Here is a 17,637-nt window from a genome sequence, read left to right as displayed (position 1 = left end):
GAGACGGCCTAAGGTCGTCCTTTTTGCTTCTTCGCCGATCAGTCTAGATACTTAGTCATTCATGACCTGGTCGTATTTTTCCTTCAATCGCTTGATGTCCGCTCTCGGAGGAGCACCGAACGTGCGGGAGTATTCACGGCTGAATTGGGAAGAGCTCTCGTAACCAACCCTGAAAGCGACGTCTGCGGCGTCCGCCGATTCAGCCAATAAGATGCGGCGAGCTTCCTGAAGTCTCAGCTGTTTTTGGAACTGAATTGGGCTCATGGCGGTTACCTCTTTAAAATGCCGATGGAACGAAGAAACACTCATGCTGGCGGTGTCTGCAAGATCTTCGATCCGAAAAGACTGGTCCCAATTTCGGACAATATGGTCGATAGCTTCCCGGATCCGATAGGTGCTGCTTCCTTCGACTGCAATCTGAGCCAATTCGACTCCATAGGGCCCCTGCAGCAGCCTGTACAGAATCTCCCTCGTGTAAAGCGGGGCGAGAAATGGGATTTCTCCCGGGGTGTCCAGCAGACGGGCAAGCCTGAGCACGGCGTCCTGAATGGACGATTCCATCCAGCCGACGAACAGGGCACGCTTGGCATTATCTTTTGACGTGACCTTAATATCACAATCGTTCAGCACTTCAAGGATCTGGTTCTGTGTAAATTCGAGCTTGAGACTCAGGTAAGGAGAGTCAGCAGACGCTTTTATAATTTGACCGATCACAGGCAGATTCATGGAAGCGATCAGATAATTGGACGGTCCATATTCAAATCTCTCCTGTGCCAGCAAAATTTCTTTCAGACCTTGAACGACAACACAAAAAGAAGGCTTGTAAACCCGATAAGCGGGCTCAGTTATGCTGGAATGCTGATAGAAAAATAGGGAAGGGACCGCCGTTTCCTTGGTGCTATTCTGAAGCGAGTGACGCTCGATTAATCCGGTAAGCTCCTGTTGCTGTTGAATAAGGTTCTCGGACATTCAAATCCTCCTTGCAGGTTTGTCTGGTCCCATTATAAGACTTATCCGCCTGTAGCAACAGTAGCCGTAATAGGATTGGGCAATCATTTAAGACGAATGAGATATCACTTCGCTTTTTCTGTTCGGCATAATAAGACTAAGCTCACAGAATCAAGCAAGGGGGAGAACAATGTAACAGCTGAAGCGGATGAAGTGACAGAAGCCTCTAAACTACCGCAAGCATAACGACATTATCAAAGAACAAGTTTAAAAAAGGGAGGAGATGAATTATTTGAATCGTTGGTTTAGGAACTTATTGGTTCAAAGGCTTATCACATTAATAGAGTTTGAAGAGCATGAATGTTTCAAAAAATTATATAATAGTTCTCTTGATAGGATCGTAAGCCAATTAACTAAAGAAAAATAATGAACATTTATCATTACCCACCCTCCTACTGGATAAAGAAAAAATGATATTAAGAAAGGAAGAGGTATGTTGGAAAAGCGTAAATTGGGAAATAGCGGTCTGGAAGTTTCCGCAATCGGACTTGGATGCATGGGAATGAGTTACGGTTATGGGCCGGCTTCGGACCAAAAGGAAATGATCTCGGTCATTCGGAAAGCAGTCGAGCGCGGCGTGACTTTCTTTGATACCGCCGAAGTATACGGACCCTACACGAATGAAGAACTCTTGGGCGAAGCTCTTCTTCCTGTTCGAGATCAAGTCGTGATTGCCACGAAGTTCGGCTTCAATATCCAGGATGGCAAGCAGTCCGGAATGAACAGTCGCCCTGAGCATATCAAGAAAGTTGCCGAAGAATCGCTTAGACGGCTCAAGATTGAAGCCATCGACCTGTACTATCAGCACCGAGTCGATCCAGATGTGCCGATCGAAGAGGTAGCGGGAGCTGTGCAAGATCTGATCCGGGAAGGAAAGGTGAAGCACTGGGGATTGTCTGAAGCAGGAGTGAAGACCATTCGTCGTGCACACGCGGTTCAGCCACTCACTGCAATTCAGAGCGAATATTCCCTGTGGTGGAGACGCCCCGAAGAGGAACTCCTCCCTGCCCTAGAAGAGCTCGGTATTGGCTTCGTTCCGTTCAGTCCTTTGGGCAAGGGCTACCTGACGGGAAGTTTTAACGCAAACACGACATTCAACCATGACGATTTGCGCAGTATTCTTCCACGTTTTACTCCAGAAGCGCTGGAGGCCAATCAGGTGTTGGTCGACCTGCTTAAAGAGATGGCTGAGCAGTTAAAAGCAACGCCAGCCCAAATCGCACTCGCCTGGCTGCTAGCCCAGAAGTCGTGGATCGTTCCGATCCCGGGCACACGGAAATTAAGCCGTCTGGAAGAAAATCTAGGCGCAGTGGACATTAAGCTCACATCCGAAGATGTGCGCAATATTAACAGCGCAGCCTCGCAGATCACTTTGATGGGCGCCAGATATACGGAGGAACTGGAGAGAAGAACGGGTCTTTGATCTAATTCTTCAAGTCATATCCCAATCATGAGGAAATCTCTTTTGTTAAAGTAAATAATTAGATGAGAAATCGTATTTCTCTGCAATATTAAAATTCTGTCCCGCCTTGTGAGGCGGGGTGAGTATAAGTCCAATGTTCATTAACTCGCTGCTGGTAAAATAGCATTAAAATCATCCCAAAAATCGAAATAGCGGCAGTCATGGACGAGGAAATAAAGTCCTAGAACTGCCGCTATTTTATTGAACTTTCGTATCCGTTAGCGCAATAGTTAATAAACATTTATTTGTTCGCGGCACCGACTGCTGGGGCTGGGATATTCCGTTCAATCTGCTGGCAAGCAGGAATCGCGAGACAATGTCCTTTTAGTAGAGAAATGAGCTTATTCATCTTTGAAGCACGCTTTTTGGGATTGACAGAGGTATGGCTGCATGAGAAAATGTACGCGCGTACATAAAATGATTTGGAGGTGGGTAATATCGTTTCGCGCAAGGAAGTAGCAGAACTTTCCGGCGTGTCTGAAGCGACGGTATCCCGGGTCTTAAATGCAGTAGGTCCTATCAAAGAGGATACGCGGAGAAGGGTTCTGGACGCAGCTAATCAGCTTGGATATGTTCCTAGTGCGCTGGCCCGTAACTTTGCCCGAAGCAAGAGTGGCCATCTTGGTGTGGTTATGCCTTATGTCCCGAAGGCGCACCTGTTCTCAGCCTATTTTTTCTCTGAGATGCTGAGCGGTATCGGAAACAAGGCCAGAGACAGCGGACTCGATCTGCTTCTATTGTTCCGGAAGCCGGGGGAACGGATTGATTACAGTAGTCTTTTCCGCCAGCAAAGGATCGATACCTGTATCATCCTTGGAGCCAGGGATGACCACGATGAGGTGGAAGCTCTAAAGAGACTTCAGGAAGAAGGGCGTCCATTCTGCGTCATGAATCACCATTTTGAAGGGCAATCGTTCTGTGAAGTGGATGCAGACCATGTAGAAGGCAGCCGAGCGGCTGTAAGTCACCTCATCGAGCAGGGATACAAACGGATTGCCTTTCTCAACGGCCCGGATATCTATTCCAATAGTACTGAGCGAATGAAGGGTTACCGTACCGCGCTTCAGGAGGCCGGTATTGAATATGACCACGATCTGCTTCTGGAAGGTAACTACAGCCGTCGAAGCGGGCTCGAAGCCTCAGCCACAATAGCAGACAAATTGAATGATATTGATGCCGTATTTGCGGCGAACGACCGGATGGCCCTCGGGGTAATGCAGGGTCTCCGTGAGCGCGGACTGCCAGTTGACCGGTTCCCAGCGTTTGTAGGCTATGACGATTCGGATGCGGCTGAGATGGCTGTTCCGCCGCTAAGCAGTGTCCGCGTTCCTTTTTATGAGATGGGAGAGCTTGCAGCCTCGAAGCTTATACCCGATTCTCTGGACCTTATTCCAGCCCTGGAACTGACCGGGTCCGACTCGATAAGAGAACTCCTGTCCACAGAGCTGATTATCAGGGCGTCATCCATTCGTCCATAACACCAATCGTCAAAAACTCGTTGAAACTCAGACCCATAAGGAGGATCACGACATGTCTAATCGTCTTCGTATCGGAATGGTTGGCTACAAATTTATGGGCAAGGCTCACAGCAACGCTTACCGTAGTCTACCCATGTTCTTCCCAGATGCCCCGCTGCAGCCAGAGATGTCCGTTATCTGTGGACGCAACGCGCAGGGGGTTCAGGCGGCTGCCCGCCAGTTCGGCTGGACCGAAAGTGTTACGGATTGGCGTGACCTAGTGAAACGTAACGATATTGATCTCATTGATATTAACGCCCCGAGTAATGCCCATAAGGAAATTGTCGTTGAGGCTGCCCTCCAGGGCAAGCATCTGTTCTGTGAGAAGCCGCTTGCGCTCTCGCTGGCGGATTCCCGTGACATGCTGCAGGTAGCAGAGGAAGCAGGGGTCAGACATATGGTAGGCTTCAACTACCGCTTTTCTCCGGCTGTCCAGCTGGCAAAGCAGCTAGTCGAGAGCGGTCGCCTAGGCAAAATTTATCATTTCCGTGCTTTCTTCCTTCAAGACTGGATCATGGACCCGTCCTTCCCGCTGGTATGGCGGCTGCAAAAAGAAGTGGCCGGTTCTGGCTCTCATGGTGATCTTGGCGCCCATCTGATTGATCTCGCTCGCTTCTTGGTCGGCGAGTTCCATGAAGTGATCGGCATGAGCGAGACATTCATCAAACAGCGCCCGTTGGCTTTGGAGATGAGCGGGTTGAGCTCCAAAAGGAGCGCTGAAGCAAATGCTCCGATGGGAGAAGTGACAGTCGATGATGCCACGCTGTTCCTGGCACGCTTCGCCGGAGGTGCGCTGGGCAGCTTCGAGGCCACACGTTTTGCTGCCGGACATCGGAGCACAAATTCATTCGAGATCAACGGTAGCCTAGGCAGCGTGCGGTTTGACTTTGAACGAATGAACGAACTGGAAGTGTATTTCACACAGGATAAGGAGGACGTTCAGGGCTTTCGCCGCGTACTCGCCACCGATCCGGCACATAAGTACTCTGAAGCCTGGTGGCCTGCAGGACATACAATTGGATTCGAGCATACCTTCACCCACGAGATGCTTGAGATGTTGAGGGCCATCTCCGAAGGACGACAACCTTCGCCGAACTTCCACGACGGTGTCGCTTGTCAGGCTGTGCTTGAAGCGGTAGAACGCTCCATAGAGGAACGCCGCTGGGTATCCATTGAAGAAATGTAGTATAACAATACATTCCGAAAGGTGAGTGGTTACAGATGCGCAAGGCACTGATTGTATGGGGTGGATGGAACGGACATGAGCCGGAGCAGGTGGCTGCCATTTTTGAACGCATTTTGAAGGAAGAGCAGTTCGAGGTGGAGGTGTCTAATACCCTTGAAGCCTACCAGGATGCAGAGAAACTGCTTGACCTGGACTTAATCGTTCCAATGTGGACCATGGGACAGATTGAGCAGGAACTAGTCAATAATGTCTCAGCAGCCGTTCAAAGCGGCGTAGGTCTCACAGGCTGCCATGGCGGCATGTGTGATGCCTTCCGGAACAACGTGGATTGGCAGTTCATGACAGGCGGGCAATGGGTTGCGCATCCCGGCAATGACGGGGTGGAGTACATGGTGAACATGAAGCGCGGCTCCAGCCCACTTCTAGAGCACATTGAGGATTTTCAGGTCAAAAGCGAGCAGTATTACCTCCACGTAGACCCGGCAGTTGAAGTGCTGGCAACCACACGCTTCCCGGTCGTACCAGGTCCCCATTCAGCCAATGGGCCAGTGGATATGCCTGTTGTATGGACGAAGCGCTGGGGGAACGGACGCGTCTTCTACAATTCGCTGGGCCATCACGCAGAAATCATAGATATGCCTCAAGTGACCGAGATGATGCGCAGCGGGTTTCTATGGGCAGCCGCAGGCAAACAGGCGGTGGCCACCCAGGGCAGCTCGCTGGCAGAGGCTTATACAGGCATGACAGACAACCAGCAGCGTTAGCGTGGACCGGATGAATTGGTAGTACCTCTGGCAAAGAGTTTGACCACCTGAACTCACCATGGTCAGAAAGGGACAGAGCACAGAAGGAGAACAGACAACACGGACAGTAATACCGTTAGGCGTGTGCCCTTATGCAATGAAGTCCTGATTGAATTCGTATTGCCAGTCTCTAATAGTATCCGATGAAATAAAAGAATGCCATTATCCATTTTTTCTGAAGAAGAAGGGAGTCCAGGCATGAACAAAATGAAAGTAGGCATTATCGGGTGTGGTAAAATTAGCGGAATTTACATGGAAAATTGCCATCGTTTCGACATTCTGGAGCTGTACGCAGTAGCGGATCTGGACCAAGGTCGGGCAGAGGAGCAGGCAGTAGCGTTTAACGTTCCGAATGTATATTCGGTAGATGAGATTTTGGCTGATCCGGAGATCGAACTCATTATTAATTTGACCATTCCGGGCGTTCACGCTGACGTTTGTCTCAGAGCTCTTGAGGCAGGCAAGCATGTTTATGTGGAGAAGCCACTTGCCGTCACCCGTGAGCAAGGGCAGGCTGTCTTGGATCTTGCTCATCAAAAGGGACTGCTTGTCGGCTGCGCACCGGAGACCTTCTTCGGTTCCGGTATACAGACATCATTGAAGCTGATTGAAGACGGAGCCATTGGGAGTCCGGTAGCCGCTACGGCTTTCATGATGAGCCGTGGACATGAACATTGGCATCCTGATCCTGAATTTTATTATGCAGTCGGCGGCGGTCCAATGTTTGATATGGGCCCCTATTATTTGACGGCTCTGGTGCAATTGCTGGGTCCGATTGCTACCATTTCGGGCATGACAAGCAAGGCGATGGATCAACGAATGATTACGAGCGAGAAAAAGAGAGGCCAGACCATCCCGGTCGATATACCGACCCATGTGGCCGGATTGCTGCGCTTCAAGCAGGGGGCTGTCGGCACGCTAATTACCAGCTTTGACATCTTTGGTGGAAGCACTCTGCCACCGATCGAGGTATACGGCACTCATGGCACGTTACAGGTGCCTGACCCGAACACGTTCGGAGGGCCAGTTCGCTATAGGGTGCTAGGCGGGCAAGAATGGACAGACGTTCCGCTGTTGTCGGGCTACCAGGAGAACACAAGGGGCATCGGTGTTGCCGATATGGCCTACGCTATCCGCAGCGGACGGCCTCACCGCGCCAGTGGTGAATTGGCCTATCATGTGCTAGAGGCGATGTGGGCGTTCCACGATTCCTCCGATCAGCAGACCTTCTATCCAATGCAAAGCACATGTCTGCGTCCGGCGGCTTTACCGGAAAACCTGCCTTCGTACACGTTAGATACGTAAACAAAGGTCGGCCTAGTGCTAGTCAGCAGCATTCAAAAATTACAAGACTGGAGGGCATGTCCCAAAAGTCAGTTTTTGTTTTTTTACATTCCGCTTTGAATGTTCATTTCTATTGAAAAGAAGACTCCAGCTCCGTTTTGACCGCGGCTTTGGAGTCTTCTCAGTTCAATTTTCGGGAAATTTGACAGAGCGAGAAGTTGTGGAAGTCCTTTCATAAAGGATTATAGAGCAAAGACTAAAAGAGGAAAGACAAAGCAAAGTAACCGTCATAGGTACGTCGGATAAGAAAAGCTCACGTGTGCATTCAATCGGTAATGAGAGGGTTCACTTGGTAACCTAGCTTTAAACTGACGAGGAGTCATTAATCGAAAATATGATGAACTGAAACGGATTTTCTTTACGCACAATTGGGACTGCCTTAGTGCCGAACAGTTAGATCGAACGAAGAACATTTTCTCCGCTACATTTTCCGGATCGCCGTCATACAGACAGCCATTCAATTTGCATTCTTCATCGATCATCTCTGGCGTGGTCGGTTTATGCTCCCAAAAGACCTGATCTTAATTTCGGTCATAAAATCATTCTTTACCGATCGTTCTAAATATGTTATATTGTTGGCGTGGGAGGAATACACGGATAAGAAGCCAAGAGTTATGAGGAGTGGTGTGAGATCTTGCCGTGGAGTTCTTCTACGAATATTAGAATGATCATTCTAATTATAGCAGATTGAGAAGGGATGGATTGAACATGGAATATCGTGTATTAGGAAATACAGGCCTTAAAATAAGCAGTTTTGTATTAGGTACAGGTACTTTTGGTTTTTGGGGGAACAATACGGAGAAAGAAGCTGCAGTCATGTTGGATGAGGCTTTGGCTGGAGGCATTAATCTGATCGATACAGCGGATGTCTATTCAAGTGGTCAATCCGAAGAAATTCTGGGTCACATCCTAAAAGGACGCAGACAGGATGTTATTCTGGCCACGAAAGGCGGAATGCCCATGGGCAGTGGGCTTAATCAATCCGGTAACTCGAAATATTGGATTAAGCGTGCAGTAGAGGATAGCTTGAGAAGGTTGCAAACGGACTATATCGATTTGTATCAACTACATCAGCCGGATCTCCATACTGACATTGAAGAGAGTCTTGACGCACTTACGGACCTGGTTCGTGAAGGGAAGATTCGCTATATTGGTACATCCAATTTTCAGGCATGGCAAGTGACCGAAGCACAATGGACTAGCGAACGCAAAAATACCGCACGCTTTGTATCCGAGCAAGCCCCGTATTCCATATTGAATCGAAGTATCGAATTCGATTTGCTTGCTGCAACCGCAAAATACGGAATGGGTGTAATGGTTTGGAGCCCACTTTCGGGTGGTCTACTAACGGGAAAATACCGCTCGGGAGAAGCTGTTGCCCCAGATTCAAGAGCAGCAAGTTCTCTAGGGAAACTTTCAACTGTTGTAGATCCGAATCGAGAAGAAAATCGCATCAAGTTCGAAGCCGTTGCTAAGCTCCAAACCCTTGCAGGTGAAGCAGGATTAACTTTGCCTCATCTTGCCATGGCATTTACACAAGCTCATTCGTCAATTACTTCTGCTATAGTGGGGGCAAGAACAATTGAGCAACTTCGTGAAACGTTAAAAGGCAGCGACATCCGATTAAGCACTGATATCCTGGATGCGATAGATGCTATCGTTCCGCCAGGAGTAACCCTGGATGCCCTGGAAAAAGGCTGGACGCCTGATTGGTTACAAGCAGACAAACGAAGAATCCTGGGTTAAATATGTAAGACAGACCTCATACCTGTAATGTATTCACTTATTTTAAATCTAGTTTGCCGATCCTTCACTAAATTGTATAATGATTATTCGAGGTGATGACGATGGCAAGATCAAAAGAATTTGAAGTTAATGAAGTATTAGATAAAGCAATACACCTATTTTGGGCACAAGGATATGAGAAAACTTCAATGCAAGATTTGGTTGAGTTTATGGGCATTCACCGAAGAAGTATCTATGATACCTTTGGGGATAAGCATGCCTTATTTATGAAAGCTCTCGAACGATATGAAACGAAGCAGACCAGCAAAATGAGGTTTCTGATTGAAAAACAAAAACCGATCAAAGAATTAATTCGGGAGTTGTTTGAGGCGACAGTAAGAAATGAAGGAGAACCTCTAGGGTGTTTTCTCGTGAATTCAGGCGTGGAACTCGGCGTGTTGGATCCAGAAGTTGCATCCTTAGTTGATGAGAGTTATTCGCGAACTGAGGAACTCTTGACTAACCTTGTTCTGAAGGGTCAACAATCGGGTGAGTTCAAGAATGACTTGGATCCTGTAGTTATTTCTCATTATTTAATGAATGCGTGGTTGGGGCTACGTACGTTGGTTAAGACAACAACGGATCAGCAAAAATTAAAGAATATTATTGATATGACACTGACCGCTTTGGATTAAAAGTGGAATTACAGCATGACAGGCAAAAGGAGTCACCTAAATGGAGGACTGTTTGTTTCCTTGATACAAGTTTTTTCTTGTCCCTCTAACGAAAGAAAGAACTTGTATCTCATGCCTCACACAAGTCAAAGAATACCGCTCCAAAATTAAAATTCTTAGCCACAAAAAAATTCTTTACTGTTCGTTCTAAAATTGATATGCTAATAGCAAGTTAGATCTAACTGTTTTTATTCCAATAAGAATGATCGTTCTAAAATCGTCTTTAAAACTCATTTATACTAATCTGCATGTTATGAAGGAGAGAATATTATGAAGTATACAGTTATCACAGGAGCAAGCTCAGGGATTGGATATGAAACGGCATTGGGCTTTGCTGCACGTGGCAAAAACTTAATCTTGGTAGCTAGAAGATTGGATAAATTAGAAGAACTTAAATCAGCAATTCAGGATATTGATCCTACTGTAAATGTTATTGTTCATACAAGTGATCTGTCTGTTACAGATCAGGCCTACACACTATATAACAATTTAAAGGAATACCAAATTGAGACCTGGATTAACAATGCGGGGCTCGGTGAAGCTTCTTTTGTAGCAGAACAGAATTTAGATAAAGTTGAAACTATGTTACGTGTTAACATCGAATCCTTGACGATCCTTTCTACACTATATGTGCGAGATTATGCTGATGTAGAAGGAACTCAGTTAATTAACGTCTCATCCGCACTCGGATATGCCATTGCTGTTGGGAGTGTTGCTTATTCTGCATCTAAATATTACGTTAGTGCCTTCACAGAAGGGCTTGCAAAAGAACTAGAAATGAAAGGTGCAAAACTAAAAGCTAAGGTTTTAGCACCAGCTATAACAGAAACGGAATTCGTTAAGAAATCATTAGATACTGAAGAATTTGATTACAAAGCAAACATGCCTAAGTACCACACTGCCAAACAAATGGCGGACTTCATGTTGGATCTTTATGATAGCAACGAGGTGGTAGGGATTGTAGACCAGAACTATGATTTCAACCTGAGAGGCCAAATCTATCCAATCATTTCAGAATTTTAAATTCAATTCATATATCCTTGAATACATTAAAAGAGGAGAGTATCCGAATGAAAAAATTGTGGAGTAAAACAAACATTGGAACAATGGAATTACCTCATCGTTTAGCAATGGCACCAATGACACGTAGTAGATCGCAAGAAGATGGTACACCGGGAGAGCTAACTTCCCTTTATTATGCTCAACGAGCGTCAATGGGACTCATTATTACTGAGGGTGTACAGCCTTCTGATGATGGGCAAGGTTACTTATGGTCACCTGGGATCTATACGGATAAACATATCGAAGGATGGAAAAAGGTTACAGATGCAGTGCATAAAGCAGGTGGATATATGTATATCCAATTAATGCATGCTGGTCGCATGTCGCACCCTGATAATACACCACATCATCGCCAACCTGTTGCGCCATCTGCAATCGCGCCCGGTGTAGAAATGTTTACTGCTAAAGGTATGCAGGATATCCCCGTTCCTCGTGAGTTAAGTGAAGAGGACATTCAAACGACCATTGCTGATTTCCGGAAAGCAGCAGCAGCGGCTATTAAAGCAGGTGCGGATGGCGTTGAAATTCATGGAGCAAATGGCTATCTGATTAATCAATTTATTGGAGAAAATTCGAATACACGGACGGATGAATATGGGGGATCTATAGAAAATCGTGCTCGCTTCGCGATTGAAGTAACGAAAGCCATAGTCGAAGAAATTGGAGCAGAAAGAACAGGCTTCCGTATCTCGCCAGGGACACCTCTTGGTGGGATTCAAGATGGTGAACAAGGTCCTGAACTTTATCGTTATCTTGTAAAAGAATTAGCTAAATTGGATTTAGCTTACCTTCATGTCATGCATCTTGGAAATGAAAAACTGCTCCAAGACATTCGTTCAATCTGGACGAATCCTTTGTTAGTCAATCGTGCTGGACGAGCTCTGGAGGATCTTAGCGTGGATTTAGATCGTGGCCTTGCTGATCTGGTGCCTGTTGGTGTGTGGTCATTAGCCAATCCGGATTTAGTGGAACGACTTCAAAAAGGTGCGCCGTTGAACGAAGCAGATCCGACAACATTCTTTGGTCTGGGAAGCAAAGGTTACACGGATTATCCTACGATGGAAGAATTAGAATCCCAAGAGGGGTAACAATAGTGAATATGGTAAATCATGGCGTGCGACTGAAAGTTGTACGCCATGATTTATCTACTCTACCTTGATTTTATTAGCCAAGAACTGAATATTTATTTTGATCCACCTACACTCGTAACTAGTGATTGCATTCATGGTGTGCTACCCCAAAATTAGCAAAGGAAGAGGATGAATCATGAGAGCAGCACAAATACAGAAATATTCAAAAAAAATCCAAGTGGAATTAAATGATGTTAACATACCACAGATCAATAGCCATGAGGTTCTTGTCAAAGTAAAAGCTGCAGGTGTAAATCCACTGGACATTCTTAATCTGAATGGCAGTGTTCGGATGATTGCTGACTATAAGTTGCCATTAACTTTAGGGAATGAACTATCGGGCATTATTGAAGCCGTTGGTGATGATGTTTTGAATTTTAAGGTTGGTGACCCTGTTTATACGAGGTTGCCGCTTAATAAAATCGGTGCTTTTGCTGAGTATGCGGCCGTAAATGAAGAGGCTTTATCCATCATACCTGAAAATCTATCTTTTATTGAAGCTGCTGCGGTACCCCTTACTGCCTTGACTGCTTATCAAGCATTGCACGATGTACTCCATGCCCAGCCGAATAGAAAGCTATTCATTCCTGGAGGAACCGGAGGATTTGGCGCTATGGCAATTCCCATTGCCAAATCAATGGGATTACATGTTATTACAAGTGGAAGTGAAAGAGGCAGATCACGTACACTGTCGATCGGGGCTGATCAATTCATAAATTATAAGGCAGAGAATTATGCTAACATACTGTCCGATATCGATTATGTGATCGACACCTTGGGTGCCAAAGAGATCAAAGCTGAACTGGGCATTTTAAAACCACAAGGGAAATTGGTATCATTGAAAGCCGGACCTAATTATCGCTTTGCGGTTGACAATCATTTTCCGTTGTGGAAAAAAGCATTGTTTGGTCTAGTGGGTGCTCGCTTAGATTCTTTAGCACGTAAGAATCAAAATGAATATCGCTTTTTATTTGTGCAAGCCAATGGAAGTCAATTACAAGAAATCACTAAACTTGTTGAAAAAGAAAATATAAAGCCCTCTATAGATTCAACTTATACGTTTGGTGACATTAACAAGGCGCTGATTAAAGTGTCGACGGGCCACTCCCAAGGCAAAGTAATTGTGACCTTCTAAATAATAAGCAACTTATGTGATGTTGCTTGCGTGTTCTGAGAATAAACAAATTATACTGTAGGCCGAAGTAAGCACATCTAATATTACAAACGCCGTTCCGAGATGACCTAAATAAACGATTATTGCTGGAAACGTAACAACAGGTGAAGCGACACGGGATTTAATATTACTTTGTGAATCCAAAAAAGGGGAGAAGAACAGATACTTAGTCATGTGGATGTTGATTATTTAAAGAATTGGTTCTCATTAACGCAATCCCCCTGACCAAAGTTTCTGGCAGGGGGATTGCATTAATGTAAGTTCTAGTTCACATACTTCTCTATCGTGCTTCGGACTGCACCAGGACCTGCCAGCATCTCATGAAACATGGCTTCAATCTTGTCGCCCAGACCAATCTCATATAATCGGACACCGAACAGTTTGTCATCCTCGAGGAGGCAGCGAATCTCGGAGGTCTGATCGCCCAGCTTCGTGTTCTGCAAATATCCCTGCAATGAATCCAGTAATGGGTCCGGGCTGAGTGTGAAGGGTGCTCCTTGATCATCCACTCCCAGCAAATAGCGACACCAGATCGCAATGGTCAAGGGAATAGCAGTCAAGTTCGCAGGATCAAGTCCTGCTGTGCTAGCATAAGACTTTATGGTTTCACCAAAACGGATGCTCATCTTTTGAGAGGTATCTGTGGCAATCCGCTGAGGCGTATCCGGAATATAGGGATTGGCGAAGCGTTCCTGCAATACCTCGTCAATAAATGGTTGCGGTTGGATAATACCGGGATCAACTACAACAGGCAAACCTTCCTTGTAGCCAATGGTTTCCACCAGACGACGCAATGTGTGATCCCTCATTTCATCTGCAATAAGCTCATACCCAAGCAGACACCCAGCTAGGGCCAGCGCTGTATGCAGCGGATTGAGACAGGTAGTGACTTTCATCTTTTCCACTTTGTCCACCGTATCCCGATTCGTGAAGATGATGCCAGCTTCCTCCAGTGCGGGTCTCCCGTTCGTAAACTTGTCTTCAATGACCAAATACTCGCTAATCTCAGCATTGACAAAGGGAGCCGTATACGTATGCCTTGAGGTAACGATCATCTCCATGTCGGCTAACCCCAGCTCCCGAAGAGCAGACTGTACTTGCAAGGAAGGGCGGGGGGTGATTTTGTCAATCATGGTCAGGGGGAAGGTTATTTTCTCCTCATTCTGCAGATAGTCTGCAAATCCTTCCTCTACCAGGCCTCTGCGAGTCCACTCCTTGGCGATAGCAATCATACTATCCTTTAACAGATCGCCGTTATGGGAGCAATTATCCATGCTTACAAAGGTCATTGGATGCCGCCCCTTCAGGTAACGCCGATAGGCAAGCGAAGTAGCTATGCTCATCACATGCACTGGCTGTTCAGGACCATTCGTCAAATCCCTCTCCACAACAGCCAGATACTTGCCGTCGGGCCCGGTCAGGGCGTATCCTTTTTCCGTGACAGTAAAGCTGGCCATCTGCAGGGACGGATTCTCAAATATTTCAATCAGACGGAGGTAATCGTCTGGACGATTTTGCTCTGCTGCGAGTCCCTCAACGATGCTTGCGACCACGCTCTTGTGAAATCTTCCGTCTGCACTCATCAACACCAGTAAGGTTAGATTGTCGTAAGGCTTATAGACTTTGTCGATCATTTCAAAATCAAAGGCTTCGGTTGCAACAATACCTGTATCCGCTTTCAATTTATTCAGCAGTTGTTGCTGCGCGTTGGCTATCAACCCTCGAAAAATATTGCCTGCGCCGAAATGCACCCATTGTGGTCTAACTCGGGTGTTATTGGCTACAAGCTCCAGATCATATTTTGGCAGCTCGATGTCTGCTTCTTTCCAGGCCGCCTTGTCTGAAAGGCCTTTCCGGTCAAGTTGGAGCATTTATTTCACTCCTTTGCCTTGAGCGAGACTATCCCAGACACCCAGCAAGTACATAACTCCCAGTGCACGGTCATACAAACCGTAGCCTGGACGACAATTCTTTTCTTCCCCCCATAGATGTCTGCCGTGATCCGGGCGTACATATCCCTGATAGCCGTTCTCGTGATAAGCTCTAACTACTTCCGGAACATCGACGCTTCCGTCCTTGCCGCGGTGTGACACTTCAATAAAGTCACCATTCTCAAACACCTTGACATTACGAATATGAGCAAAATGAATACGATCATGAAACTCCCGAATCATGGCTGGCAAATCATTCTCAGGATTGCTCCCCAGTGAGCCTGTGCAGAAGGTTAGACCATTATATGGGCTGTTCACTGCATCTAGGATGCGCTGGATGGTCTCACGACTACGGACAATTCTCGGCAATCCGAAGATGGGCCATGCCGGATCATCAGGATGAATGGCCATCTTGATGTCAACCTCCTCGCAGACCGGGATGATGCGCTCAAGAAAATACTTCAGGTTGTCAAACAACTTGTCTTCTGTGACATCCGCGTAAGCAGCAAAAAGTTCATCCAGTCTCGCCAACCGCTCCGGTTCCCAGCCAGGCATGGTGAACTTTCCGGCTCCCTCGAGAATCCGATCCACCATTTGGCGTGGATCATCGGTAATGGCAGCCTTTTCATAAAAGAGGGCGTTGGACCCGTCAGGCAGTTCCTTATACAGTTCCGTTCTTGTCCAGTCAAAGACAGGCATAAAGTTATAGCAAATCACCTTGACTCCCACTTTGGCTAATTTTCGAATGGTGTCGATATAAATGTCAATATATTGATCGCGGGATGGCAGGCCGATTTTGATATCATCGTGGACATTTACACTTTCTACGACCGCCGTACTAAAGCCCTTGCTCGTAATCTGATCAGCTACCTCCTGAATTCGCTCCATTTCCCATACTTCACCGGCTACCTTATCATGTAAAGACCAGACAATGCCCATAACTCCCGGAATTTGCCGGATATGATCCAGTGTAATATTGTCGTTGTTTTCACCATACCATCTCCAGGTCATATTCATAACGATACCCTCCCTGATTGTATTTCGTTTGTCTTGTATACAAGATTGAGTTGATCATAAATTATAGGGTTTGTTCTTGTCAATGATAATTTCAGAGGGGTTCGTCAGCTCAAAATGCTTTATAATATAACTAGATTTATAAAGTAAAGGTAGGAATGATATGTTTACAAAAGAAGAAATCATGCAACTGTTGAAAAAAGATATTTTGTCACTGACCTTAAAGCCGGGTACTCTTCTCAGTGAGACGACCTTGTCAGAACGCTTCCAGCTGTCCAGAACTCCGCTACGCGATGTATTGAAGTGGCTTGCGCTTGAGTCCTACATTGATATTTATCCCAAGAAGGGGAACATTGTGTCCTATATTGATCTAGAGTCCGTTGAACAAATTATTTACTTAAGAAGCGCATTGGAAAAGGAGATTATGAAGGAGCTTTCTTCGCAAATTACATTAAGCGATGTACAGAAGTTGAGTGATATTCTAGACAGACAGAGAGCTGTGATTGAAGAAGATCATGCTACGGATCAATTTCTCAGTCTGGATGATCAGTTTCACCAAACCATGTTCCAATTGGTGGGACGGGGGTTTCTTTGGCAGCTCATTCAGCAGTCGAATGTTCACTATATCAGATATCGCAAGCTGCATATGCTGGAAACAGGGAAGCTGATGGGCATCTGGCATGAGCACCAAGCTATGCTTGAATACATGCTGAATAAGGAAACAACCAAAATGGATGATCTGGTTCATCATCATCTCAGAGAGGATATCCATTCGCTCGATTTTCTCCGGAAGTTCGCTGATTATATCAAGAAATAAGACAGCTAGCTCAAATTAACATGTATGAATTTTAAAGTAGTGGGTAATTCATGGAGGCTGTTCTACAAGTTGAATATGTCGGTGATAGAGCGAGTAATAAACGCGAGACTGCAGCAAATTTATGGGCGGAAACGTGCCGGCCTGTGTCATTCCATTTTTGCTCGTGAGCATTGTTATTTACCGTCAGGCGGTGGTCAAACTGGAGGAATCCTCACAGGAGTTTGCAGCCTTGTATACATGTTTCAGGCCCCGAAGCAAACGGATATTAAGCAGTGGAAAAAGGTGGAGCTACTATATCAACAAGGATACGCTTACCACTCCTGCGGCGGCCCCGGGTACAGACCCTCCCGGCTGTCGGAGGTACCTGAATTTCTGGAGATACAGCGAACGTTTGAGAATAAGAGAGAGGCGCTGCTGTACCGACTTTTGCAGAGCTAGTTGACGCGGGCTTATAACAAACGTAAGTGAAAGTAAATTTGGCAATTGGAACAAACATATCCTGTATATATTAATACATATCACAGTGTTTCACAGTAAGTGTAAGCCAGGAATAGAGAATGAAATAAATTATCTTCTTTTTAGTTATCATAAAGAAGAGCCTATAGAATCACATTTGAGATGAAGTGAATTATAGAAACTTTCATGCTTTCCCATTTTCCCAAGTGCAAAGATGAACATGCCCGAAAAAAAATATAAGAGGTTCACTATACGCGCTTCGTTCGCTGAACTA

At 46.0% G+C, this 17,637-nt stretch carries 15 protein-coding genes; 12 read left to right on the top strand and 3 right to left on the bottom strand.

Annotated elements, in window-relative coordinates:
- Positions 1 to 51: 51 nt before the first annotated feature.
- Positions 52 to 969: an AraC family transcriptional regulator gene (locus tag ACUUJN_RS13600; protein ID WP_023988828.1), complete on the bottom strand. Its 918-nt coding sequence runs from the start codon at positions 967 to 969 to the stop codon at positions 52 to 54.
- A 475-nt stretch (positions 970 to 1,444) separates the two neighbouring features.
- Between ACUUJN_RS13600 and ACUUJN_RS13595 the strand changes: the two genes are divergently transcribed.
- From ACUUJN_RS13595 to ACUUJN_RS13550, 10 genes are all read left to right on the top strand, one after another.
- Positions 1,445 to 2,431, top strand: coding sequence for an aldo/keto reductase (locus tag ACUUJN_RS13595; protein WP_193217084.1), 987 nt, complete (start codon positions 1,445 to 1,447; stop codon positions 2,429 to 2,431).
- A gap of 461 nt (positions 2,432 to 2,892) precedes the next feature.
- Entirely contained in the window at positions 2,893 to 3,948 is a 1,056-nt protein-coding gene (locus ACUUJN_RS13590) for a LacI family DNA-binding transcriptional regulator (protein ID WP_179085483.1), read from the top strand.
- A 52-nt stretch (positions 3,949 to 4,000) separates the two neighbouring features.
- The gene (locus ACUUJN_RS13585) at positions 4,001 to 5,173 is read left to right on the top strand and encodes a Gfo/Idh/MocA family protein (protein ID WP_028541615.1); all 1,173 of its coding nucleotides are present in this window, start codon (positions 4,001 to 4,003) and stop codon (positions 5,171 to 5,173) included.
- A 35-nt stretch (positions 5,174 to 5,208) separates the two neighbouring features.
- The gene (locus tag ACUUJN_RS13580; protein WP_028541614.1) at positions 5,209 to 5,937 is read left to right on the top strand and encodes a ThuA domain-containing protein; all 729 of its coding nucleotides are present in this window, start codon (positions 5,209 to 5,211) and stop codon (positions 5,935 to 5,937) included.
- A 237-nt stretch (positions 5,938 to 6,174) separates the two neighbouring features.
- Positions 6,175 to 7,281, top strand: a complete 1,107-nt coding sequence (locus tag ACUUJN_RS13575) for a Gfo/Idh/MocA family protein (protein ID WP_341062352.1) — start codon at positions 6,175 to 6,177, stop codon at positions 7,279 to 7,281.
- Positions 7,282 to 8,028: 747 nt separating this feature from the next.
- Positions 8,029 to 9,066, top strand: a complete 1,038-nt coding sequence (locus ACUUJN_RS13570; protein WP_484668588.1) for an aldo/keto reductase — start codon at positions 8,029 to 8,031, stop codon at positions 9,064 to 9,066.
- A gap of 101 nt (positions 9,067 to 9,167) precedes the next feature.
- Entirely contained in the window at positions 9,168 to 9,740 is a 573-nt protein-coding gene (locus ACUUJN_RS13565) for a TetR/AcrR family transcriptional regulator (protein WP_023988821.1), read from the top strand.
- 309 nt (positions 9,741 to 10,049) lie between these two features.
- Positions 10,050 to 10,802, top strand: coding sequence for an SDR family NAD(P)-dependent oxidoreductase (locus tag ACUUJN_RS13560; RefSeq protein ID WP_023988820.1), 753 nt, complete (start codon positions 10,050 to 10,052; stop codon positions 10,800 to 10,802).
- A 47-nt stretch (positions 10,803 to 10,849) separates the two neighbouring features.
- The gene (locus ACUUJN_RS13555; RefSeq protein WP_484668587.1) at positions 10,850 to 11,929 is read left to right on the top strand and encodes an alkene reductase; all 1,080 of its coding nucleotides are present in this window, start codon (positions 10,850 to 10,852) and stop codon (positions 11,927 to 11,929) included.
- A 178-nt stretch (positions 11,930 to 12,107) separates the two neighbouring features.
- Positions 12,108 to 13,106, top strand: coding sequence for an NADP-dependent oxidoreductase (locus tag ACUUJN_RS13550; protein WP_075154237.1), 999 nt, complete (start codon positions 12,108 to 12,110; stop codon positions 13,104 to 13,106).
- 302 nt (positions 13,107 to 13,408) lie between these two features.
- Here the strand turns inward: ACUUJN_RS13550 and ACUUJN_RS13545 are convergent, their stop codons facing one another.
- Together ACUUJN_RS13545 and uxuA are read right to left on the bottom strand one after the other, a co-directional pair.
- Complete coding sequence (locus ACUUJN_RS13545) at positions 13,409 to 15,016, bottom strand: mannitol dehydrogenase family protein (RefSeq protein ID WP_053325519.1); 1,608 nt, start codon at positions 15,014 to 15,016, stop codon at positions 13,409 to 13,411.
- Entirely contained in the window at positions 15,017 to 16,093 is a 1,077-nt protein-coding gene (gene uxuA / locus ACUUJN_RS13540) for a mannonate dehydratase (RefSeq protein WP_484668586.1), read from the bottom strand. It lies immediately after the preceding gene.
- Positions 16,094 to 16,253: 160 nt separating this feature from the next.
- Between uxuA and ACUUJN_RS13535 the strand changes: the two genes are divergently transcribed.
- Both ACUUJN_RS13535 and ACUUJN_RS13530 read left to right on the top strand, forming a co-directional pair.
- On the top strand, positions 16,254 to 16,907 hold the full coding sequence (locus ACUUJN_RS13535; protein ID WP_028541608.1) for a GntR family transcriptional regulator: 654 nt from the start codon (positions 16,254 to 16,256) through the stop codon (positions 16,905 to 16,907).
- A gap of 69 nt (positions 16,908 to 16,976) precedes the next feature.
- Positions 16,977 to 17,345 (top strand): hypothetical protein, encoded by a 369-nt coding sequence (locus ACUUJN_RS13530; RefSeq protein ID WP_484668585.1) that lies wholly within the window; start codon positions 16,977 to 16,979, stop codon positions 17,343 to 17,345.
- The last annotated feature ends 292 nt before the right edge of the window (positions 17,346 to 17,637 follow it).

This window comes from Paenibacillus sp. LRG-1, assembly GCF_057220305.1.
The sequence above is the reverse complement of the archived record's forward strand: the minus strand, read 5'-3'. Positions and strand labels throughout refer to the sequence as shown.